Genomic DNA, 21974 nt, shown 5'->3' on the forward strand with positions numbered 1-21974 from the left:
GGCCCTTGTGTCACCTTGGCCACACTTGCCGCGAGCTTCACACCAGCGCACATTCCGAACGCACTGCGGGACCTCCGTCCCGAACGTGACGCCGCGTTTATCCATCGGTTGACCGATGGTGATCTGCGCTCTCCGGGGCCCGGCTCCCCCGGTCCCACGGAAGGAGTCCGCGGCGGCGCAGACGCGGCAGCGCGATGAGACCGACCGCACACGTGGCCACCAACACGGTGACCGTGAGGACGATGAGGGCCGAGTCGAAGATGGACAGCGACACGGCGGCGAAGGCGACGATCCCCGCCCACAGGTACATGAGCAGCACCGCGCGGGTGTGGGTGTGCCCCATGTCGAGCAGCCGGTGGTGGAGGTGGCCCCGGTCGGGCGCGAACGGGGACTTGCCCGCCAGCGTCCTGCGCAGGACCGCCAGGACCAGGTCGGCCAGGGGCAGCGCGATCACCAGCAGCGGCAGCGCGATCGGGAGGAAGACGACCAGACCGGAGGAGTTGAACTCCTCCCTGGCGGTGTTGGCGTCGAACTGGCCGGTGACCGTGATGGTGATGGAGGTCAGCAGCAGGCCGAGCAGCATCGAGCCGGTGTCGCCCATGAACACGCGGGCCGGGTGGAAGTTGTGGAAGAGGAAGCCCACACACGTTCCGGCCAGGATGATCGCGATCATCGCCGGATAGGACTGGCGGACGAAGCCCTGCTCCACGGCGACCACGTAGTAGTACGCGAAGAACGCCAGCGACGAGATGCCGACGATGCCCGCCGCGAGGCCGTCCAGCCCGTCCGCGAAGTTGACCGCGTTGATGGTCACCACGATGAGCAGGATGGAGATCATCGCCCCGAGCCAGGGCCCCAGCGACAGCTGGGTTCCGGGCAGCGGCAGCCACAGCAGCTGGACGCCCTGCCACACGAGGATGCCCGCCGCGGCGACCTGACCGGCCAGCTTGCTCAGGGCGTCCATCCCCCACCGGTCGTCGATGACGCCGATGACCGTGATGAGCCCGCCCGCCAGCAGCAGACCGATCCAGGTCTTGGCGACGAAGACGTTCTGGAGGTGCGGCAGCTGCGCGGAGATCAGCAGCGCCGCCGCGAACCCGCCGTAGATGGCCAGCCCGCCCAGCCGTGGGATCGGTTCGGTGTGCACGTCGCGGTCGCGCACGGGGGGCGCGGCGCCGAAGGCGATGGCCAGTCGGCGTACCAGCGGGACCAGCAGGTAGGTCACCGCGGCCGCGATGACGAAGGTGAGCGCGTACTCCCGCACTGCCTGATCCCTCTAGCTCTCGGAGCGGTCGGTGTCCTTGGACCCTTGGGTCTCTGGCTCGGCGGCCCCGGGCTCGGGTGCCTCCGCTGACTCGGGCGACTCGGCCGCCGCCTCGGCGGGGGCCTCGCCCTCCTCCTGCGCCTTCTTCGGCTTGGTGCGGCCCTTGCGCAGCTCCCCGATCACGGTGCCGCACACCGAGCGCAGCTGCTCGATGGAGATCGCTCCGGAGCGCAGTACGCGGGGTACCGCGTACGTGAGGTCGACGATCGTGGAGGCCACCGGACTCTCGGCCTCGCCGCCGTCCAGGTACACGGCGACGTCGTCACCGAGCTGTTCGATCGCCTCCTCCGCCGTGGTCGCGGCGGCCTGACCGGACTTGTTGGCGCTGCTCACCGCCATGGGGCCGGTCTCCTTGAGCAGTTCCAGCGCCACCGGGTCCATCGGCATGCGCACGGCCACGGTGCCCTTGGTGTCGCCCAGGTCCCAGGAGAGGCTGGGGGTGGCGGTGCACACGAGGGTGAGCGGGCCGGGCCAGAACTCCTCCATTAGGTCACGTCCGTGGTTGCCCAGGTCCTCGATGAGCGCGGAGGCGGCGCGCATGGAGCCCACGAGGACCGGCGGCGGCATGTCCCGCCCGCGGCCCTTGGCCTCCAGGAGTCCGGCCACCGCCTTCGGGCTGAAGGCGTCGGTGCCGATGCCGTACACGGTGTCCGTGGGCAGCACCACGAGTTCGCCTCGGCGTACCGCGGACGCGGCGTCGGCGATGCCGTCCTTGCGGGCGGTCTCGTCCGCGCAGTCGTAGATGCGGCTCACCTGCGTCACCTCAATCTCGGTCGACCGGACCTGCTTGCCGGTCCTGCGGTGGGGATGGGGGGTGTGGCTCTGCGGACACGGGGCGGCTAACCGTCGTCGTCGGCGCGGCGCATGACCACGAAGCGGTCGCGCCGGGCCATGTCCTTGCGGTTGAGGACGTCGCGCCAGCCGCGGTCCTCGGGGAAAAGCCGGGGGATGTCGATGCCCTGGCCGTCGTGGTGTTCGACGGCCATGGCGCCGCCGGGGCGGAGGAGTCTGCGGCCGACCGCCTCCAGCTCGCGGATCATGTCCAGCCCGTCCGCGCCGGACCACAGGGCGGGCGCCGGGTCGTAGTCGCGCACCTCGGGCGGGATCACCCCGGCCTCGCTGGTGGGGACGTAGGGCGGGTTGCTGATGAGGAGGTCGACGCGGCCGTTGAGCTGGGGCAGGGCGGTGCGCATGTCGCCCTCGTGGGAGGTGACGCGGTCGGCGTGCCCGGTGGTCTCGATGTTGCGGCGGGTCCAGGACAGGGCGCCGGGGTCGATCTCCACGGTGTGCACGCGGGAGCGGGGGACCTCCTGGGCGATGGAGATCGCGATGGCGCCGGAGCCGGAGCCCAGGTCCACGACGAGGGGGTCCGCGACGTCCATGGAGCGCAGGGTCTCGATCGCCCAGTCCACCATGATCTCGGTCTCCGGCCGGGGCACGAAGACCCCCGGGCCCACCTGGAGTTCCAGGTACCGGAAGTAGGCGCGGCCGGTGATGTGCTGGAGGGGTTCGCGCGCCTCGCGGCGGGAGACGCACTCCCAGTAGCGCGCGTCGAAGTCGGCGTCGGAGACGGCGTGGAGTTCCCCTCGACGGACACCGTGCACGAACGCCGCGAGTTCCTCGGCGTCCGTACGGGGTGAGGCCACGCCCGCCTCCGCGAGCCTCAGTGTGGCGCGGGCGACCTCGTCGAGCAGGAAGTTCATGATTGGGCGGCTTCGAGCCTCTCCTTGGTGTCCGCGTCCACCAGGGCCTTGACGACCCCGTCCAGCTCCCCGTCGAGGACCTGGTCGAGGTTGTAGGCCTTGTAGCCGACGCGATGGTCGGAGATACGGTTCTCCGGGAAATTGTAGGTGCGCACGCGCTCGGAGCGGTCCACGGTGCGGACCTGGCTCTTGCGCTCGGCGGACGCCTCGGCGTCAGCGCTGGCCTGGGCCTCGGCGAAGATGCGGGCACGCAGGATGCGCATGGCCTGCTCCTTGTTCTGGAGCTGGCTCTTCTCGTTCTGGCAGGAGGCCACGATGCCGGTGGGCAGGTGGGTGATCCGCACGGCGGAGTCGGTGGTGTTGACGCTCTGACCGCCGGGCCCGGAGGAGCGGTAGACGTCGATGCGCAGATCGTTGTCGTTGATGACGATCTCGATCTCCTCGGCCTCGGGGACCACGAGGACGCCCGCGGCGGAGGTGTGGATGCGCCCCTGGGACTCGGTGACCGGGACGCGCTGGACCCGGTGGACGCCGCCCTCGAACTTGAGCATGGGCCACACGCCGGTGCCGGGCTCGGGGGTGCCCCGGTTCTTGAAGGCGATCGTGATGTCCTTGTACCCGCCCAGGTCGGAGTGGGTGGCGTCGATGACCTCGGTCTTCCACCCCTGCCGCTCGGCGTAGCGCAGGTACATGCGGACGAGGTCGCCCGCGAACAGGGCGGACTCCTCCCCGCCCTCGCCGGCCTTGACCTCCATGATGAGGTTCTTGTCGTCGGCCGGGTCGCGCGGGACGAGGAGGACGCGCAGGCGCTCGGTGAGCCGCTCGGCATCCTCGGTCAGGCGGTCGGCCTCCTCCGCGAAGGAGGAGTCCTCGGCGGCCAGCTCACGGGCGGCGTCGATGTCGTTCTCGACCTCCTTGAGCTGACGGTAGGCCTCGATGATCGGGGTGAGCTGTGAGTAGCGCTTGCCCAGCGTGCGCGCCTTGGCCTGGTTGGCGTGCACCTCGGGGTCGGCGAGCTGCTGTTCCAGCTCGTAGTACTCCCCAAGGAGGTCGTCCAGCTTCACTTTCCCACGTTCCCGTCTTGTCGCTCGCCCTGTCCGTCTCCCCCGTACGGGGAACCGCCTGGATGCCCGGTGGTGCCGCCCGCTCCTGGGAGGGGCGGCGCCACCGGACGACGGGCAGCGCTACTTGCGCTTGCCGAAGCGCTTCTCGAAGCGGGCGACCCGGCCACCGGTGTCGAGGATCTTCTGCTTGCCGGTGTAGAAGGGGTGGCACGCGGAGCACACGTCGGCGCGGATCTTGCCCTCGGAAACCGTGCTGCGCGTCACGAACTGGGCCCCGCAGGTGCAGGTCACCTCGGTCGGGACGTACTCGGGGTGGATGTCGGCCTGCATGTGTGTCTCCTTGCTAGTGCGCGACCGCCGGACGCATGACGACCGCACCACCGTCGGGGGTGGGGCGGCGTTCGTTGACCATGCGCGAACCGGTGTCGCGGCGATCCAGGTAAGAGGGCGGCGTGCACTCCCCTCGGGAGGACGGCCGTTCCCTGATACCAGTTTGCCAGACCATCAACCGTGCCGGGACCAGTACCTATTCCCGCCCCCTTTCCGGTGTCTTCGCGCCCGGTGTCCCGACCGCCGCGGACTCACGGCGGTCGCGGCGCCACAGCCACGCCAGGGTGCCGCCGGTGGCCGCGAGGGTGAGGCAGAGCATGAGGAGTCCCGCGTTGGCACCGGGCCCGTGGATGAACAGGTAGGCCAGGGAACCCGCCGTCAACAGGTAGTAGGTCAGCGGGAACACCGTCTGGCGGAGGATGTCGCCCTCCCTCCCGGCGAGGCCGACCACGGCGGAGGCGGCCACCACGTTGTGCACGGTGATCATGTTGCCCGCCGCACCACCGGCGGCCTGGGCGGCGACGACGTTCTCGGGCGGGACCCCGATGCGTTCGGCGGTGGAGTGCTGGAACAGGGAGAACATCAGGTTGGAGACGGTGTTGGACCCGGCCACGAAGGCACCCAGGGCACCGATCCAGGGAGCCAGCAGTGGCCACTGCTGGCCGCCGAGTTCGGCGGCCCCGGTGGCCAGGGTGAGCGGCATGCTCTCCAGGTCGGTCGCGCCGAACCCGGTCCCCGTGTTGATGAAGACCCGTACGAGGGGCACGGCGAAGAGCAGGGCCACGGCGGCACCGGCCAGCTGGGAGGCGGCCGTCCGCCAGGAGTCGAGGATCTCCCGCGGCCGCATCCGGTGCAGACCGTAGGTGACGAGGCAGACGAGGACGAAGGTGGCGCCGGGCGAGTAGAGGGGGGCCACGGAGTCCCCGATCGAGGTGCCGAGGATGTCGGTGGCGCCCACGGTGACGCCGGACAGCCAGTCCTTGACCGGCTCGACGGTGCGGGTGGCCACGAGCAGGGCGGCGACCAGGAGGTAGGGGGCCCACGCGTTGAGGAAGCCGACGCGTCGGCCGGTGTCGGCCGTCCGGTCCGCGCCGCCGGACTCGATCCGCCCGGTCCAGCGGGCCAGCCAGTCCTCCCGGGGCGGGAAGTCCCAGACCCGCTTCGGCATGAGGAAGCCCCGACGGGCGGCGAGCACGACGATGACCAGGCCGGTGAGTCCGCCGAGGAGGCTGGTGAACTCGACGCCGAGGAAGTAGTTGTACAGGAGGGAGGGGACGGTCAGGGCCAAACCGCTGAAGAGCGCGAACCGCCACACTTCCAGACCGTCGGAGAAGCGCCGCCTCCCGCCGTAGAAACCGCAGAGCATGCAACAGATCAGTACGGGGACGAGGGTCCCGGTGATCGAGTGCAGCAGGACGGTCTGGAAGCCGATCTCGGTGACGTACTCGGGGAAGCTCATGCCGAGTTCGGACGCACGCGCCTCCACCCCTCCGCCGCCCTCCAGTCCGCCGCCGACGCCGACGAGGATCGGGGTGCCGACCGCGCCGAAGCTGACCGAGGTGCTCTGGATGACCATGCCGACCATGACCGCGGCCATGGCGGGGAAGCCCAGGGCGAGCATGAGGGGGGCGACCACGGCGGCGGGGGTGCCGAACCCGGAGGCGCCCTCGATGAAGCTGCCGAACAGCCAGCCGATGATGATCGCCTGGATCCGGCGGTCGGGGGTGATGTCGGTGAAGGTCCGGCGGATGGTGGCGACCGCCCCGCTCCTGGTGAGGGTCGAGAGCAGGAGCAGTGCGCCGAAGATGATGTAGAGCAGGCCCGCGGCGAGGATCAGGCCCTGGAGGGTGGAGGCGGCGACGGTCGCCCATTCGGTCCGCCAGAAGAGGACGGCGATCGTGACCACGACGACGTATCCGGTGGGCATCGCGTACATGGCGGGGAGGCGGAACCCGACGAGCAGGACTCCGACGACCAGGATCGGGGTGAGCGCGAGAAGGCTGAGCAGGGCGAGGTTGTCCATCCAGGCGGCTCCCTGGTAGGGGGTGTGCACTCTGGCCCGCGTGACCCTACGTTCGCGGACCGACACCCACCAGCCCCCCACTGTGATCCGAGACACATCGGTGATCATCGGCTTCCGCGCTCCGGAAACCACCCCTGCGGAGGCACCCCGGACACACGAAGGGCCCCCTCCCCGAACCCGGGAAGGGGGCCCTCGTGAGACGGACTCCGAAGCGGCTACGAGCGCTCGGGGCCCACCGTGGTCTTCTGGATCTGCATGAGGAACTCGGCGTTGCTCTTGGACTCCTTCATCTTGTCCAGGAGCAGCTCGATCGCCTGCTGCGTGTCCAGGGCGTGCAGCACCCGGCGGAGCTTCCAGACGACGTTCAGTTCCTCCGGCGACATCAGGATCTCCTCCTTACGGGTGCTGGAGGCGTCCACGTCCACGGCCGGGAAGATCCGCTTGTCCGCCAGGGACCGGTTGAGCTTGAGCTCCATGTTGCCGGTGCCCTTGAACTCCTCGAAGATCACCTCGTCGGCGCGCGAGCCGGTCTCGACCAGCGCGGTCGCCAGGATGGTCAGCGAGCCGCCGCCCTCGATGTTGCGGGCCGCGCCGAAGAAGCGCTTCGGCGGGTAGAGGGCGGTGGAGTCCACACCACCGGACATGATGCGTCCGCTGGCGGGGGCGGCCAGGTTGTAGGCGCGGCCCAGACGGGTGATGGAGTCGAGCAGGACGACCACGTCCATGCCCATCTCCACGAGCCGCTTGGCCCGCTCGATCGCCAGGTCCGCGACGACCGTGTGGTCCTCGGCCGGGCGGTCGAAGGTCGAGTGGATGACCTCGCCCTTGACCGTGCGCTGCATGTCGGTGACTTCCTCGGGACGCTCGTCCACGAGGATCACCATCAGGTAGCACTCGGGGTTGTTCTCGGTGATCGCGTTGGCGATCGACTGCATCACCATGGTCTTGCCGGCCTTGGGCGGCGAGACGATCAGACCGCGCTGGCCCTTACCGATGGGCGCGACGAGGTCGATGATGCGCGTGGTCAGGATGTTCGGCTCGGTCTCCAGGCGCAGACGCTCCTGGGGGTAGAGCGGAACCAGCTTGGAGAACTCCTGACGGCCGCGGGCCTGGTCCGGCGACATGCCGTTGACCGAGTCCAGACGCACGAGGGCGTTGAACTTCTCGCGGCGCTCGCCGTCCTTGGGCTGGCGGACCGCACCGATGATGTGGTCGCCCTTGCGCAGTCCGTGCTTGCGCACCTGGGCCAGGGAGACGTACACGTCGCTCTGCCCGGGCAGGTAGCCGGTGGTGCGGACGAAGGCGTAGTTGTCCAGGATGTCCAGGATGCCCGCGACCGGCAGCAGGACGTCGTCCTCACCGATGACCGGCTCCGGCTCCTGGCCGCCTCCGCGTCCGCCGCGGCGGTCCCGGCGGTCCCGACGGCGCCCGCGGCGGCGACCGCCACCGAAGTCGTCGTCGTCGTTGTTGTTCCCGCTGTTGCCGCGGCCGCCCTGGTTCTGGCCGCCGCCACCGCCGCCGCCCTGCTGGCGTTCGGAGTTGTTGTTCGCGTTCTGGTCGTCACCGCCGCGGTTGCGGTTGCGACGGTTGCGCTGGCGCTCGCGACCCTGCCCGGACCTGGTGTCACGGTCCTCGGAGTCGGGGCCGTTCTTCTGGGGGGTGCTGGATGTCTTGGTCACGCTGCTCGCGGAGGTAGAGGAGTCGGTGCCGTCCACCGAGCGGGTCTGGTCACCGGACTCGTCGCCGCGCCTGCGGGACGAGCGGCGGTTACGGGAGGGCTTTTCGCCCTTCCCACCCTGGGTCTCGGTCACGGCCTGGTCGGACGACCGCTCACCGGCGCTCTTGCGCGGTGCCTCGTCCGTGCCCGACTTGGCGGGAGACTGGGCTTCGGCCGGGCCGTCAGTTGATTCGACCTTACCGGCCTTGGGGGCGGTGTCGGCTTTCTTTGCGGATTTGGCCGTCGACGGTCCGCCGACCGGGCCGCCCTGCTTGGCCTCGATCGCGGCGATGACGTCACTCTTGCGCATGCGCCCCGTGCCGGTGATACCCATGCTCGACGCGAGCTTCTGGAGCTCGGGGAGCTTCTGGGCGGAGAGCCCGGTACCGCGCGAGGCCGTGCGTGACCTTGCGGTCGTGGCTTCGCCGGCCTCCGAGGAGGCGTCGGCGCTCTTCTTGCTGTCGACCGCCGCGTCCGTTCGGAGTTCGGTGGTGTCGCTCACTAAGGGTCCTTCCCAAGGAGCGGGCTTCGGCCGTCAGCGGATTGCTTGAGCGGCCGGCCCGGTGGTGCGAACCGGCAGGGGCCGGGTAGGGCGTGCCCCACGTGGATGTCGGAAACCGGCGAAGACGGTCCCCTACCCAATCGCGGCGGGCTCTGGGTACAGCCAGACGTCGGGGCGAGTGGCTCGGAGGTACTGCCTGTCTACCCTGAGGACACACTCGACCATGACGGAGGAGAGTACTCGGGAGACGTGGGCACAGCGGGAGATCCGCTGGATCGACACTTGGGCCACCGCTTCCAACAGGTCGAGAGATCGGACCGCCGGAGTATGAGACGCGGAAGCCGTTGTGGCGGATGAGCACACGCCCCGCAACGGGGCATCTGGTGCTTCACCAAGCCTAACATCACCAGAGGCCACGGCTATTCCTCGACACAGATGCTACGGATGGGGAGATGGGGTCCGCACCCCCACCGGCTCGATGTGCAGGGGGCGTATGTCCCAATCATTACCCGCCCGCAGGCGAATCGAATCAACCTGTCGGGTGATTTCCGGTGAATCCGCCCGCGCGTGTCCCTCCGAAACGGAGCACAGAACGAGCACCGTGGGGCCCGCACCGGAGACCACCGCCGGAAGTTTCTCGTGTTCACGCAGGTCACGGATGAGATCCAGGGTACGCGGCATCTCCGGGGCCCGGTACGCCTCATGTAGCCGATCCTCGGTGGCCGCGTACAGGGATTCGGTCTGGCCACAAACGGCCGCGGTCATCAGCGCGGCGCGCCCCGCGTTGAAGGCGGCGTCCGCGTGGGAGACGGACTCCGGCAGGAGCCCGCGCGCGCGTTCGGTGGACAGCCGCCACCCGGGCACGCACAGCACCGGCAGCACCCGCGGGTCCGGAGTCAGCCGGGCGGCGCCCCAGGATCCGCCGTCGCGGTAGGCGACCGTGTAGCCGCCGTGGACACACGGCGCCACGTTGTCCGGGTGGCCCTCGATGTCCGCGGCGACCTGGTAGATCCACTCCCGGTCCGGCCCGCCCCCGGGACCGGACCGGCCCAGCAGCGCCGAGGCCGCCGCGACCCCGCCCACGATCGCCGACGAGGAGGACCCCAGCCCGCGCGCGTGCGGAATCCCGTTCACGCAGTGCAGGTCCAGCCCGGGAAGCTTCTCCCCGGCCCGGTCGAAGGCCTCCCGCATGGCCCGGACCACGAGGTGGCGTCCGTCGAGCGGCACCTCGCCCGCACCCTCCCCCTCGACACGGATGTGCAGCTCGCCGTCCGTGCGGAGCTCGACGTGGAACTCGTTGTACAGCCGGACGGCCAGACCGAGGGCGTCGAAGCCCGGACCGAGGTTGGCGCTGGTGGCCGGGGCCCGGACGGACACGCGTGGTGGGGTCATTCCTTTTCCTGCTTTCTTTGGGCCTCCGCTTCGCTTCGGCCCGGGGTTCGGCTGTACCACTTTGGGCCTCCGCTTCGCTTCGGCCCGGGTTCGGCGCCTTTGCAGAGGGATTCTTCGTCGTCGTCCACGCCTGACGCTCGTTCCTCGCTAGCGGCTCGACTCCTCCTGCAGAACCCTCTCCGGCGCTCGAACGGGGCACCCCCCTGCGGCAGGGGTGTTCGGGCGGGAATCACACCTGTGGCCGAGGCGGACGGGCCGACTCACACCTCTGGCTGTGCTGGCCCGGCCAGCACACCTGCTGGGGCTCGGGTGGACGGGCAGGGCTCACGGCTGTGGCCGAGGAGACCCGGCCACCACCCCACCCGGAACGAAGGTGAGCAGACAGGATTCGCCTGTCAGCTGACCCAGACAGCCCCAGAGACGGCAGGCGGGCACCCCCTTGGAGCGGAGGCGCCCCCCGTCTGGCCCTCCAGCCGTGGCTGAGACGCCCCGTCGGTTCCCGGGGTGGGCGGTCGGGCACCGGGGCGGGGCTAGGCGAGGTTGAGGGCCTTGGCAGCGGCCAGCGCGTCCACGGGCACGGTGGTGGCCGAGGAGGCTCCGGCCAGGGCCCAGTCCGGGTCTTTGAGGCCGTTTCCGGTCACCGTGCACACGATGCGGCTGCCCCTCGGGACCAGTCCGGCCTCGGCGGACTGGAGGAGCCCGGCCACGCTGGCGGCGGAGGCGAGTTCGACGAACACGCCCTCCTCGGCGGCGAGGAGCTTGTACGCGGCCATGATCTGCCGGTCGGTGACCTTGTGGATGAGGCCCTCGGACTCGTCGCGGGCCTGCTCGGCGAGCTTCCAGGAGGCGGGGTTGCCGATCCGGATCGCGGTGGCGATGGTGCTCGGGCTGGTCACCGGGGCGCCGTCGACGATGGGCGCCGAACCGCTGGCCTGGAAGCCGAACATGCGCGGGGCCTTGGTGGAGACGCCGTCCTTGGCGTACTCGGTGTAGCCCATCCAGTAGGCGGTGATGTTGCCGGCGTTGCCGACCGGGATGCAGTGGATGTCCGGGGCGTCCCCGAGGGCGTCCACGATCTCGAAGGCGGCGGTCTTCTGCCCCTGGAGGCGGTAGGGGTTGACCGAGTTCACCAGGGCGACCGGGTAGTCGACGCTGAGCTTGCGGGCCAGCTCCAGGCAGTCGTCGAAGTTGCCGTCCACCTGGAGGAGGCGGGCGCCGTGCACGAGGGCCTGGGCGAGCTTGCCCATGGCGATCTTGCCCTGGGGCACCAGCACGGCGCAGGTCATGCCCGCGCGGATGGCGTAGGCGGCGGCGCTGGCGCTGGTGTTGCCGGTGGAGGCGCAGATGACGGCCTTGGCGCCGTCCTCGGCGGCCTTGGTGATGGCCATGGTCATGCCCCGGTCCTTGAAGGAACCGGTGGGGTTGAGGCCCTCGACCTTGAGGAGGACCTCGCATCCGGTGAGCTCGGATACGCGCGTGGCGGGCAGCAGCGGAGTGCCGCCCTCCTGGAGGGTGACGACGGGGGTGTTCTCGTTGACGGGAAGGCGGTCGCGGTACTCCTCGACGATGCCTCGCCACGCCCGTGTCATGCTCACGACGGTGTCCCTTTCGGGTGGATTCTGTTGACGCGCGGCCGGACCGGCGCGCGTGGGGATGTGGCGGGCGTCGCGGAGCGATCCGTCCCACCAGCCACGAGTCTATGACCAAGCCCGAGCCGTCTTGCATCTCGGGAATGCTGTTCTCACGATGTGGACATTCCGGCCCGGGTGCGACCCGGGCCGGCGCCCTAGGCCGTGTTTTTTGGATGCTTTCGCCGGTGGCGGCGGAGCCGCCATCGATGCGAGCGGCCGTCCAGGCAATCTCTCGCAAGACGATGAGTGAAGGTCAGCCCGGGTTTGGCTGTCCGAGCTTCATCGGCGCAGCGAGAGGCAGCCTGGTGGTCGCGAGCGCGGAATGATCCAAAAAAACACGGCCTAGTCCTGGAAGGTCTCCACGCGCATCACGCTGGCGACGTCGCGCACCATCGGGTGCGCGCTGAGCTGTTCGACGGTGCTGCTCAGGGCGGAGTCGGGCGCCGGGTGGCTGACCAGCACGAGCTGGGCGTCGTCCCCGGTCCCCTCCTGGCGCACGTTCTTGATGGACACCCCGTGGTCCGCGAAGATCTCCGCGACCTTGGAGAGCACACCCGGGCGGTCGGCCACGTCGAGCGCGACGTGGTAGCTGGTGATGGTGTGGCCCATGTCGTGCACCGGGAGGCCCGTGTCGTGCGCGCCCTCGGAGACGGACGTGTCGGCCAAACGGTTGCGGACCACCGCCACCAGGTCGCCCAGGACGGCGCTGGCGGTGGGAGTCCCCCCGGCACCGGCCCCGTAGAACATGAGGCGCCCGGCGGACTCCGCCTCGACGAACACCGCGTTGTAGGCCTCCTTGACGCTGGCCAGGGGGTGTTCGACCGGCAGCATCACCGGGTGGACGCGCACGCCCACGGACGTCCCGTCCTCGGAGCGCTGGCAGATCGCCAGGAGCTTGACGACGCAGCCCATCGCGCGGGCGCTGGCGATGTCGGCGGCCGACACCCCGGTGATGCCCTCGCGGTGGACGTCGGCGGCGGTCACCCGCTGGGTGTGGAAGGCCAGCCGGGCCAGGATCGCGGCCTTGGCCGCTGCGTCGAAGCCCTCGACGTCGGCGGTCGGGTCGGCCTCGGCGTAACCGAGGGTCTGCGCCTCCTCCAGGGACTCGGTGAACCCCGAGCCCAGGGAGTCCATGCGGTCCAGCACGTAGTTCGTGGTCCCGTTGACGATCCCCAGGACCCGGTTCACCCGGTCCCCGGCCAGGGAGTCGCGCAGCGGGCGCAGCAGCGGGATCGCCCCGGCCACGGACGCCTCGTAGTAGAGGTCGACCCCGGCCTCGCGGGCAGCCGCGTGGAGCGTCTGACCGTCCTCGGCGAGCAGGGCCTTGTTGGCCGTCACCACGGACTTGCCCGACTTGATCGCGGCGAGCATCAGCGAACGGGCCGGTTCGATCCCGCCGATGACCTCCACCACGACGTCGATGTCCGGGCGCGTGACCAGCGCCGTGGCGTCGGTGGTCAGCAGCGCCGGGTCGACGCCGCGGTCGCGGTCCAGCCGACGGACCGCGATGCCGCCGATCTCGATCGGCGTGCCGATCCGCGCGGCCAGTTCCTCGGACTGCTCGTTGACCAGGCGGACGACTTCCGAACCCACAACGCCGCATCCGAGCAGCGCCACCTTCATCGCCATTTGGGCGTGACTCCCACTTCTCTCGTGTCCGAGCCGGGCGCCGGTGCGGCGCCCGGAGGGCGGACTGTTCAGCCTACGTCGAGGCGGAGGAGGTCCTCCTCGTTCTCCCTGCGCACGATCACCCGTGCGTTCGCGTCCCGGACCGCCACCATGGCGGGGCGGGGCAGGTGGTTGTAGTTGCTCGCCATGGAGTAGCAGTAGGCACCCGTGGCGGCGACCGCCACCAGGTCGCCCGGCCGTAGGTCGGCGGGCAGGTGGAGGTCGTGCACGATGATGTCACCGCTCTCGCAGTGCTTGCCGACCAGGCGGGAGAGCATCGGCTCGGCGTCGCTCTCCCTGGACACCAGCTGGCTGGTGTACTCCGAGCCGTAGAGGGCGGTGCGGATGTTGTCGCTCATGCCGCCGTCGACGCTCACGTAGGTGCGGATGCCCTCGACGTCCTTGACGGTGCCGACCTCGTAGACGGTGATCCCGGCGGGACCGGCCACGGCGCGCCCCGGCTCCACGGCGATGCGCGGCATGGGCAGACCCGCGTCCTGGCACTCGCGGCGCACGATCTCGGTGAGGCTGGCGGCGATGGTCCTGGGATCGAGCGGGTCGTCCCCGGCGGTGTAGGCGATACCGAGGCCGCCGCCGAGGTCGAGCTCCGCCAGGGTGATGTCCAGTTCCTCGTGGATCCGGGTGAGGAACCGGGTGACGCGGCGGGCGGCGACCTCGAAGCCAGAGGTGTCGAAGATCTGCGAGCCGATGTGCGAGTGCAGGCCCACCAGCTCCAGGTGGTCGGCGGCCAGGACGCGGCGGACCGCCTCGGCGGCGGCGCCGGTGCTCAGCGCGAAGCCGAACTTCTGGTCGTCGTGCGCGGTGGCGACGAACTCGTGGGTGTGCGCCTCCACGCCGGTGGTGACCCGGATGAGCACCCGGGGGTGCGCGCCGGACTCGGCGGCCACCGCCTCCAGGCGGTCGATCTCGTCGAGGGAGTCCAGGATGATCCGGCCGACCCCGGCCTCCACGGCGCGGCGCAGCTCGGAGACCGACTTGTTGTTGCCGTGCATGGCGACGCGGTCGGTGGGGACCCCGGCGGCCAGGGCCACGGCCAGCTCGCCCCCGGAGCACACGTCGAGCTTGAGCCCCTCCTCGACCACCCAGCGGGCGACGGCCTTGTTCAGCAGGGCCTTGCCCGCGTAGTAGACGTCGGCGTCCGCGAAGGCCGTGGAGTAGGCGCGGGCACGGCCGCGGAAGTCCTCCTCGTCCATGACGAAGAGCGGGGTGCCGTACTCGGCCGCGAGCGCGCGCACACCGACGCCGCCGACGGTGAGTTCACCGTCGGAGCGGTGCGCCGTGGCGGGCCAGATCCGCGGGTTGAGGGCGTTGAGGTCCTCGGGCGGCAGCGGCGGGTTCTCCTCCGGCAGGACCTCCGCGTGGCGGGATCCGGCGGGGTGGGCGTAGCGGCTCATGACGGTCTTTCGGCTGGGACTGCTGGTGCGTCTTGGCTGTGCTGTGTTCGGTGCGGCGCGGGGGGTCGGGGCGGTCGCTCCGCCCATTGTCCACCAAGCCGATCGGAACACAGGGGTTGGGCTGGCCCCACCGGGGGTTCACGGCCTCGGGTGTCTACAGCCTTGTGGGCGCTGACACTCCGAGCAGGAAGAGTCCGGTGCCGACCACACCGGCGACGGCGGCGGGCAGCGCGGGGTCGAGCGCGGCCCAGGTCGGTTCCGGCTCCGAGGCCGGTTCGGCCCCGGCGGTGGAACCGGTCCGCCACTCATCGTAGGCACTGGTCAGTGCCTCCAGGTATCTCACCAGGATATGGGGTTCCTCTCGGCGGGCCGCGGTGTCCAGGACGCTGGGGCCGTCGAAGAGGAGTCCGCGCACCTTCGCGCCGTGCGCGTGGTGGCAGCGCGTCCGTGTGGAACCCCGTCCGGTGGCGGCCCGCTGTTCCTCCGCCCAGCGCGTGCTGGTCAGCGCGTGGGCGTGGGCGTAGCGGAGCCGGAAGGCGGGGTTGGCGTCGGTGAGCCGGACCCAGGATCCGGCGTTCTCCGCCGAGGGCAGCACCGGCAGGTCGCGGCCGGTGGTCTCGTTCTCCCTGGGGCGTTCGGGGACCGACCGGCAGAAGGCCACGCGGGCGCTGGCCTCACCGATCCGGCCGAGCGCGCGGCCCGAAGGGGTGAAGAGCGCGGACTGGTCGGTGTCGAGGTAGCGGTCGCGCCAGGAGACCTCGCCCTCGGGGCCGGGCGGGGGGTTCCCCTCCACGGCCATGGCGATACGGGCACGGGCGTCGGCGCGGGCGTAGCGGCGGGCCTGGGCGAGGGGTCCGGCCTCGTGCAGGTCGGAGCGGGGCCACTCCCCCGTCCCGGTCCAGGCCCGGCCGGTGAGGTAGCGGGGGCCGTCCGCCGCCGCGTCGAGGAGGCTCTGGCGCTGTTCGCAGGTGAAGGTGAAGTTCGCGAAGCCGCGCCGGTCGGCGTGGACGCGCGCGAATCCGGCGTCGGGATCGCCCTCGTCGGCCATGTCCTCGATCCTGGCGACGATGCGTTCGGACACCATGAGCCGGTGGGAGTCCTCACGGCCGCGGGGGAGCTCGTCCCTGACCCGGCCGACCAGGCGGGGGGCCAGGGCGATCGCGGCGTCGGTGCCCTCGGCGGCGTGGTCGGCGCGCGGCCACACGTGGGGGACGTCGGCGTCGCCGAGCCCGAAGGCGCCCAGGGCGGCCCTGCGGACGAGGGTCTCCAGTTTCCGGGGCGTCACGCCGCTCCCCCGATCCCGCCGTCACCCTCCCCGAGGAGCGCCCGGATCAGGTCGACCAGCTCGTCGGGGTCGAAGGGCTTGGTCAGGTAGTCGTCCACACCGATCCGCTCTCCGCGTCGGCGGTCGTCCGCCTGCGCGCGGGCGGTCACCATGACGATGCGGCGCGCGAAACCGTCGGACCGCAGGCGCTCGACCGTGGACCACCCGTCGAGGCGGGGCATCATCACGTCCATGGTGATGACGTCGGGGTCGACGTGGCCGACCCGGTCCAGGCAGTCCTGACCGTCCATGGCGGTGAACACCTCGAACCCCTCCAGTTCGAGGTTGAGGCGGATGAGTTCGCGGATGACCTCGTCGTCCTCGACGACGAGAACCCGTGCGGGAAGGGCGTTCACGCCCGTGACACTACCGCCGCCGAGCGTGGCCGCACCACTGGAATCCAGTATCTGAGGGGGGCCGGAGGCGGGTCCGGCGCTCGGGTGGTCAACCCTCCCGGAACCCCTGCTACAGTTGTTCTCGCAGCAGCGCCCCCTTAGCTCAGGGGATAGAGCACCGGCCTCCGGAGCCGGGTGCGGAGGTTCGAATCCTCCAGGGGGCACAGCGAGGAAAGACCGGCGGAGACACTGTCCCGCCGGTCTTTTCGTGTTCGCGGGGTCGGGACGGCGCGCTCAGGCGGGGATCAGCGGCCAGGAGCCGTCCACCACCGCTTCGGGGTTCCGGCGGCGCAGGTACTCCTGGAAGCTGGCCGACTGCTCCGACTTCCACGTGATCTGGGCGGCGTGCAGTTCCTCGGCGGTCAGCGCCGCGATCTCCGGGTGGTTGGCCGCGATCTTCCAGGCGAGGCGGGCCGCGGCCAGGGCGTCGGCGGCCGCCCCGTGCGCCTCCTCCTGGGCGAGGGGGACCTCGTAGTGGGCACAGACGTCGACCAGTTTGCGCGAGCCGCGGCGGAAGGTGTCCACCTGCTTGTCCAGGACCAGGGGGTCCACCACCAGGGGCTGGGCGGCCAGGGGCTGGCCGGGGCGGTGGAGCGCGAGCTCGCGGTCGAGGAGGGTGAAGTCGTAGGGGGCGTTGTAGACCACGACGGGCAGACCCTCCGCGATGACCGCCTCCAGGGCGGCGGCGATCTCGGTGACCACCTCGGCGGCGGGGCGCCCCTCGGTGCGGGCCCTTTCTGTGGTGATGCCGTGGATCTCGGTGGCCTCCAGCGGGATCTCGATCCCGGGGTCGGCCAGCCAGGTGGTGACGTCCTTGGTCCGGTTGGCGGGGTCGATGCGCCACAGGGCCGCGGTGACGATCCGGTCGCCCTCGACGTCCAGGCCGGTGGTCTCGACGTCGAAGGCGGCCATGGGCCGGGTGTGCCAGGAAGTGTTCACGTGTTTCCTCGTGTTCTCGGTTCGGTGCGGGGTGGGACCGTGTGTTCGGTGAGCGCGGTGACGCAGGCGCGGATCGCCGGGGTCTCGGCGTCGGCCCGCCATACCGCCTTGATCGTCCTACGCAGGGGCGGGTCGGTGGGCAGGAACAGCACACCCTCGGGTGCGGTGCGCCGGCCCAGGTCGGGGACGAGTGCCATGGCGAGCCCGGAGGCCACCAGTTCCAGCTGGGAGGGGATCTCGGCGAGTGTGTACCTGATGTCGGGTTCGACGCCTCGGGAGCGCAGGGCCTGGAGGATCGCCTCGTAGGGCTCGGTGCCCGCCGGGCAGCTGGCCCAGGGCAGGCCGCCGGGTGCGGCCAGCGACGCGAGGTCGACGGGGGCCGGGTCCGCGAGGGGGTGGCCCCCCGGCAGCGCCAGGCACACGCGTTCCTCCAGGAGCTCCACGGTACGGACCCCGGCGGGCAGCGCGACCGGGCGGCTGGACCAGCTCTCGGCCAGGACCAGGTCCAGTTCGCCGCGCAGGAGCGGGGGGATCAGGGAGACCACCTCGCCGTCGCGGACCGTGGGGACCAGCCGGGGGTGTGCGGTGAGCAGTGCGGACAGCGCGCCGGGGAGCAGGTTGCGCACGGCGCTGCCCACACCGCCCAGGCGCAGGGGGCCGAGGATCTGCCGGTCGAGGGCGGCGAGGTCGGTCTGCGCCTCGCTGACCTGGGCCAGCACCCGGTCGGCGTGCGCGGCCAGGACCCGGCCCGCGTGGGTGAGCCGCACGGTGCGACCCTCGGGTTCGAGCAGGGTCTGCCCGGCCTCCCGCTCCAGTTTGGCGAGCTGTTGGGACATGCCCGACGGCGTCACGTGGAGGACCCGTGCGGCGCGCGCGATGGAGCCGTGGGTGCGCACGGCGGCCAGCGCCCTGAGTCGTTCCAAGCTGAACACGTAAGCAACACTACCGATTACCTGCGACAAATCATCGCTTTTGTTTCTGGGTAGGAGGCGTCACCCTGGACCTGTGGCCCGCGCGCGGCGGGTCGGCGGTGACGGAGGGGGCGCGGGACCAGTGGCGGGAACGGACACGAGGCGGACGGATCAGGGGTCGGTGCTGGACCGGGCCAACCCCGTGGTCCTGGCCGTCGTGGGGTCGGCCACCACCTCCGCCACGGGGGTGTTCGTGAAGCTGTCCGGCGCCAACACCGGGACGGCGGCCTTCCTGCGGTGCGCGCTGGCGCTGTTCGTCCTGGTCCCGATGGCCCTGGTGGAGGTCCGCCGGGTGGGCCCCCGGGCGCTCCGCCTGGTGGGGCTGGACCTGGTGGCGGGACTGCTGCTGGGTGTGGACTACGTGTTCTGGGTGGCGAGCATCCAGCACGTGGGCGCGGGGATGGCGACCGTGCTGCTCAACATCCAGGTGGTGGTCTTCCCGCTGTTGGCGTGGGTGTTCCTGGGCGACCGGGCCCCGCTGCGGTTCCTGCTCGCGGTCCCCGTGATGCTGGCCGGGGTGGCCCTGACCGCCGGGGTGGTCGGTCCGGGCACGGGCGCCGCCCCCGGGGGCGACCCCTGGCTCGGCCTGCTCTACGGCTGTGCCGCCGGGGTGACCTACGCGGGCTACCTCTTCCTGTCCCGGCTCGGCGGCGGCCAGGGGCACACGGTGACCCCGGTGTGCGTCTCCACCGCCTCCGCCGCGCTGGCCGCTGGTGTGCTGGGCGCGCTGTGGAGCGGGATCGACCTGGCCTCGCTGGACGCCATGGCGTGGCTGTGGCTGGCGATGCTGGCGCTGACCGGGCAGGTGCTGACCTGGCTGCTGGTGGGGTCGGCGCTGCCCAGGCTGACCGCGAGCACGGGGGCGGCGATCCTGGTGCTTCCGCCGGTGCTCGCGGTGGCCATGAGCGCGGTCTTCCTGGGCGAGCGGGTCACACCCGTCCAGTTGGGCGGCTGCGTGCTGGTGGTCCTGGCGATCTGGCTGTCCCAGCGCCAGGGGACGCGGCGCTGAGGCGGGGGGCACGCCCGATCACGGCCACCCGGCCCGCCCACAGCGGTGAGGTGTGGCCGAGACCGGCGTATGCCCTACCGTCGGGGCATGAAGTTTCTGGTACGTGAACGCGTGTTCGACATCGGCGACGACTTCTGGGTGACCGACGAACAGGGCGCCAAGGTGTTCTGGGTGGACGGCAAGGCCCTGAGACTGCGCACCACCTTCGAGCTCAAGGACCCGAAGGGCGAGGTCCTCATGGTGATCCGCAAGAAGCTCTTCAAGGTCCGCGACCAGATGCGCGTGGAGCACGACGGCACCACCGTCGCCACCGTCCGCAAGCGGCTGTTCAACCCCGTCCGGGACAAGCTGAACGTGGAGGTCGCGGACGGTCACGACTGGGAGGTGGTCGGGAGCTTCTTCGACAAGGAGTACTCGATCAGCGACAAGGAGGGCACCGTCGCGGTCGTCTCCCGCAAGTGGTTCCGGATGCGCGACACCTACGCGGTGGACGTCAACACGCACCGGCGCGACCTCGCCGGGGACCCCGCCCTGGTGATCGCGGTCGCCGTGGCCGTGGACGCCCTCACCGGCGACAACGGGGACGACGGGGACGACGACTGACCCTCCCCCCTTCCGGTAGCCAGCTGTAGTGTCCCCGGTCCGTCGGTGCCCCAGACTGGTCCGTGACGGCGGACCGACGCCGTCACGGACACTCGGCTGAGGAGCACGGAATGCGGAAGGTGTGGGATCGGCCGATACGGGCGTGCGGCCTCCTGCTGGCGGCGCTGGGAGCCGGCCTGCTCACCCTCGTCATGGCACCCCTGACCCTGGTGGTGGCGCTGGCCCTCCCCCTCAGCGGGGTCGGTACCTTCCTGGTCTCTTGGTGGGTCCGCCTGGTGACCGCGTGGGCCGACTCGCACCGGCGGCGCGCCGCGCGGTGGCTGGGGGTCGACGTCCCCGACCTGCCCGGCCCCGCCGACAGCGGCCTCCGGGCACTGGTCGGCGCCCCCGCCACCCACCGGGTACTCCTGTGGATGCCGCTCTTCTCCCTGGTGAGCGTCCTGCTCGGATGCCTGGCCCTGCTCGGCCCCGGCATGGTGCTCAACTCCGCGCTGTCACTCCTGTGGTGGGCGTTCCCGGCCGACGACCGGCTCGCGCAGCTCGGGTTCACCGTCGACGGATGGGGGATCGCGGTGGTCACCGCCGTCCTCCAGCTCGCGTTCGGCCTGGCCTTCCTCAGGTGGGCGATGGTGCCGATGGCCGACGCGCACTCCCGGATGTGCGTGCGCTCCCTGGCCCCCTCCGAGCAGGAGGTGCTCGCGCACCGTGTGGACGAGCTCCAGCGCACCCGCGCCGGGGTGGTGGACGCGCACGGCGCCGAGCTGAGGCGGATCGAACGCGACCTGCACGACGGCACCCAGGCCCGCCTGGTGGCGATCGCCATGCAGCTGGGCGTGGCGAAGGAGGCCGCCTCCGACCCGGCGGTCGCCGCCCTCCTCGAACAGGCGCACAGCGGGACCGAGGAGGCGATGACCGAGCTGCGCGACGTCATCCGGGGCATCTACCCCCCGATCCTCGCCGACCGGGGCCTGCCCGGCGCGCTCACCGCGCTCGCCGGACGCACCACCCTGCCGGTGCGGCTGGACGTGGCCGACCCCGGCACCCTGCCGGTGGCGGTGGAGACCGCCGCCTACTACGCGGTCACCGAGTCCGTCACCAACGCGGTCCGCCACAGCGGGGCGGAGACGATCTCCGTCCGCCTGACCCGGGAGGACGCCCTGTTGCGGGTCGAGGTGTCCGACGACGGGCGGGGCGGCGTGGACGAGACCGCCGGAAGCGGGGTCCGGGGGCTGCGCCGCAGGGCCGCGGCCCTGGACGGGAGCGTGACCGTGAGCAGCCCCTCCGGGGGACCGACGACGATCAGGGTGGAGTTGCCGTGCGGATCGTGATCGCGGAGGACAACGTGCTGTTGTCCGAAGGCCTCAAACTGCTGCTGTCCACCCGGGGGCACGAGGTGGCCGCCGTCGCCGTGGACGTGCCCGCCTTCGCGGCGGCCGTGGACGAGCACCGCCCCGACCTCGCCCTGGTGGACGTGCGGCTGCCGCCGAGCTTCCGCGACGAGGGCATCCACGCCGCCATCGCCGCCCGGAGCGCCCACCCGGGACTACCCGTCCTGGTGCTCTCCCAGTACGTCGAGCGCGACTACGCGGGCGAGCTGCTCTCCGACGGCCAGGGCGGGGTCGGCTACCTGCTCAAGGACCGGGTGGGCCGGGTGAGCGAGTTCGTGGAGGCGCTGGACCGGGTCGCCGGGGGCGGCACGGTGATGGACCCGTCGGTGGTGCAGCAGCTGCTGACCTCGCGCAGACGGGACCCGCTGGAGACCCTGACCGCCCGGGAGCGCGAGGTGCTCGCGCTCATGGCCGAGGGGCACGACAACGGTGAGATCGCCACGCGGCTGGTCGTCACCACCAACGCGGTCCACAAGCACATCGGCAACATCTTCCAGAAACTGGACCTGGCCCCCACGGACAGCGGCCACCGCAGGGTGCGCGCGGTCCTGGCCTACCTGAGCCACCGCGCCTGAG

The 21974-nt window shown here is 71.2% G+C and carries 19 protein-coding genes and 1 tRNA gene; 5 read left to right on the forward strand and 15 right to left on the reverse strand.

What is annotated here, in order from left to right:
* Positions 1 to 97: 97 nt before the first annotated feature.
* The 13 genes from AC0VYL_RS22180 to AC0VYL_RS22240 all read right to left on the reverse strand — a co-directional run bounded on the left by AC0VYL_RS22180 (position 98) and on the right by AC0VYL_RS22240 (position 16449).
* Positions 98 to 1264 (reverse strand): MraY family glycosyltransferase, encoded by a 1167-nt coding sequence (locus AC0VYL_RS22180; protein WP_475455601.1) that lies wholly within the window; start codon positions 1262 to 1264, stop codon positions 98 to 100.
* A gap of 12 nt (positions 1265 to 1276) precedes the next feature.
* Entirely contained in the window at positions 1277 to 2077 is an 801-nt protein-coding gene (locus AC0VYL_RS22185; protein WP_475481391.1) for an L-threonylcarbamoyladenylate synthase, read from the reverse strand.
* An 86-nt stretch (positions 2078 to 2163) separates the two neighbouring features.
* Positions 2164 to 3027, reverse strand: a complete 864-nt coding sequence (gene prmC / locus AC0VYL_RS22190) for a peptide chain release factor N(5)-glutamine methyltransferase (RefSeq protein WP_475481392.1) — start codon at positions 3025 to 3027, stop codon at positions 2164 to 2166.
* On the reverse strand, positions 3024 to 4091 hold the full coding sequence (prfA, locus tag AC0VYL_RS22195) for a peptide chain release factor 1 (RefSeq protein WP_475455607.1): 1068 nt from the start codon (positions 4089 to 4091) through the stop codon (positions 3024 to 3026). Before prfA ends, prmC begins: the two co-directional genes overlap by 4 nt.
* A 120-nt stretch (positions 4092 to 4211) precedes the next feature.
* On the reverse strand, positions 4212 to 4421 hold the full coding sequence (rpmE, locus tag AC0VYL_RS22200) for a 50S ribosomal protein L31 (RefSeq protein WP_475455609.1): 210 nt from the start codon (positions 4419 to 4421) through the stop codon (positions 4212 to 4214).
* Positions 4422 to 4617: 196 nt separating this feature from the next.
* Positions 4618 to 6444 carry an L-lactate permease gene (locus AC0VYL_RS22205; protein ID WP_475483561.1) on the reverse strand — a complete coding sequence of 609 codons (1827 nt, stop codon included), beginning with the start codon at positions 6442 to 6444 and terminating at the stop codon, positions 4618 to 4620.
* Positions 6445 to 6659: 215 nt separating this feature from the next.
* Positions 6660 to 8663 carry a transcription termination factor Rho gene (gene rho / locus AC0VYL_RS22210; protein ID WP_475455613.1) on the reverse strand — a complete coding sequence of 668 codons (2004 nt, stop codon included), beginning with the start codon at positions 8661 to 8663 and terminating at the stop codon, positions 6660 to 6662.
* 438 nt (positions 8664 to 9101) lie between these two features.
* Positions 9102 to 10040 carry a homoserine kinase gene (thrB, locus tag AC0VYL_RS22215; RefSeq protein WP_475483562.1) on the reverse strand — a complete coding sequence of 313 codons (939 nt, stop codon included), beginning with the start codon at positions 10038 to 10040 and terminating at the stop codon, positions 9102 to 9104.
* Between the two features lie 545 nt (positions 10041 to 10585).
* Positions 10586 to 11644, reverse strand: coding sequence for a threonine synthase (gene thrC / locus AC0VYL_RS22220; protein ID WP_475481393.1), 1059 nt, complete (start codon positions 11642 to 11644; stop codon positions 10586 to 10588).
* Between the two features lie 384 nt (positions 11645 to 12028).
* On the reverse strand, positions 12029 to 13315 hold the full coding sequence (locus tag AC0VYL_RS22225; protein WP_475455615.1) for a homoserine dehydrogenase: 1287 nt from the start codon (positions 13313 to 13315) through the stop codon (positions 12029 to 12031).
* A gap of 68 nt (positions 13316 to 13383) precedes the next feature.
* On the reverse strand, positions 13384 to 14769 hold the full coding sequence (lysA, locus tag AC0VYL_RS22230; protein WP_475455617.1) for a diaminopimelate decarboxylase: 1386 nt from the start codon (positions 14767 to 14769) through the stop codon (positions 13384 to 13386).
* Positions 14770 to 14923: 154 nt separating this feature from the next.
* Complete coding sequence (locus AC0VYL_RS22235) at positions 14924 to 16054, reverse strand: DALR anticodon-binding domain-containing protein (protein ID WP_475481394.1); 1131 nt, start codon at positions 16052 to 16054, stop codon at positions 14924 to 14926.
* The gene (locus AC0VYL_RS22240; protein WP_378740634.1) at positions 16051 to 16449 is read right to left on the reverse strand and encodes a response regulator transcription factor; all 399 of its coding nucleotides are present in this window, start codon (positions 16447 to 16449) and stop codon (positions 16051 to 16053) included. The genes AC0VYL_RS22235 and AC0VYL_RS22240 overlap by 4 nt, the downstream gene beginning before the upstream one ends.
* Positions 16450 to 16580: 131 nt before the next feature.
* On the opposite strand from AC0VYL_RS22240, the gene AC0VYL_RS22245 reads away from it, so the two are divergent.
* Positions 16581 to 16652 (forward strand) — tRNA-Arg (locus tag AC0VYL_RS22245).
* 70 nt (positions 16653 to 16722) lie between these two features.
* Here the strand turns inward: AC0VYL_RS22245 and AC0VYL_RS22250 are convergent.
* Positions 16723 to 17427, reverse strand: a complete 705-nt coding sequence (locus AC0VYL_RS22250; protein ID WP_475455621.1) for an exonuclease domain-containing protein — start codon at positions 17425 to 17427, stop codon at positions 16723 to 16725.
* Positions 17424 to 18359 carry a LysR family transcriptional regulator gene (locus AC0VYL_RS22255; protein ID WP_475455623.1) on the reverse strand — a complete coding sequence of 312 codons (936 nt, stop codon included), beginning with the start codon at positions 18357 to 18359 and terminating at the stop codon, positions 17424 to 17426. Before AC0VYL_RS22255 ends, AC0VYL_RS22250 begins: the two co-directional genes overlap by 4 nt.
* A gap of 121 nt (positions 18360 to 18480) precedes the next feature.
* Here AC0VYL_RS22255 and AC0VYL_RS22260 point away from each other — a divergent pair, with 121 nt between their 5' ends.
* The 4 genes from AC0VYL_RS22260 (at position 18481) to AC0VYL_RS22275 (ending at position 21973) form a co-directional block, all read left to right on the forward strand.
* Positions 18481 to 19407, forward strand: a complete 927-nt coding sequence (locus tag AC0VYL_RS22260; RefSeq protein ID WP_475455625.1) for a DMT family transporter — start codon at positions 18481 to 18483, stop codon at positions 19405 to 19407.
* Positions 19408 to 19494: 87 nt separating this feature from the next.
* Positions 19495 to 20010 (forward strand): LURP-one-related/scramblase family protein, encoded by a 516-nt coding sequence (locus AC0VYL_RS22265; protein ID WP_475481395.1) that lies wholly within the window; start codon positions 19495 to 19497, stop codon positions 20008 to 20010.
* 110 nt (positions 20011 to 20120) lie between these two features.
* Complete coding sequence (locus tag AC0VYL_RS22270; protein WP_475481396.1) at positions 20121 to 21338, forward strand: sensor histidine kinase; 1218 nt, start codon at positions 20121 to 20123, stop codon at positions 21336 to 21338.
* Positions 21326 to 21973, forward strand: a complete 648-nt coding sequence (locus AC0VYL_RS22275; protein ID WP_475455631.1) for a LuxR C-terminal-related transcriptional regulator — start codon at positions 21326 to 21328, stop codon at positions 21971 to 21973. The genes AC0VYL_RS22270 and AC0VYL_RS22275 overlap by 13 nt, the downstream gene beginning before the upstream one ends.
* The last annotated feature ends 1 nt before the right edge of the window (position 21974 follow it).

It is taken from the genome of Nocardiopsis sp. iso_238 (genome assembly GCF_056173325.1).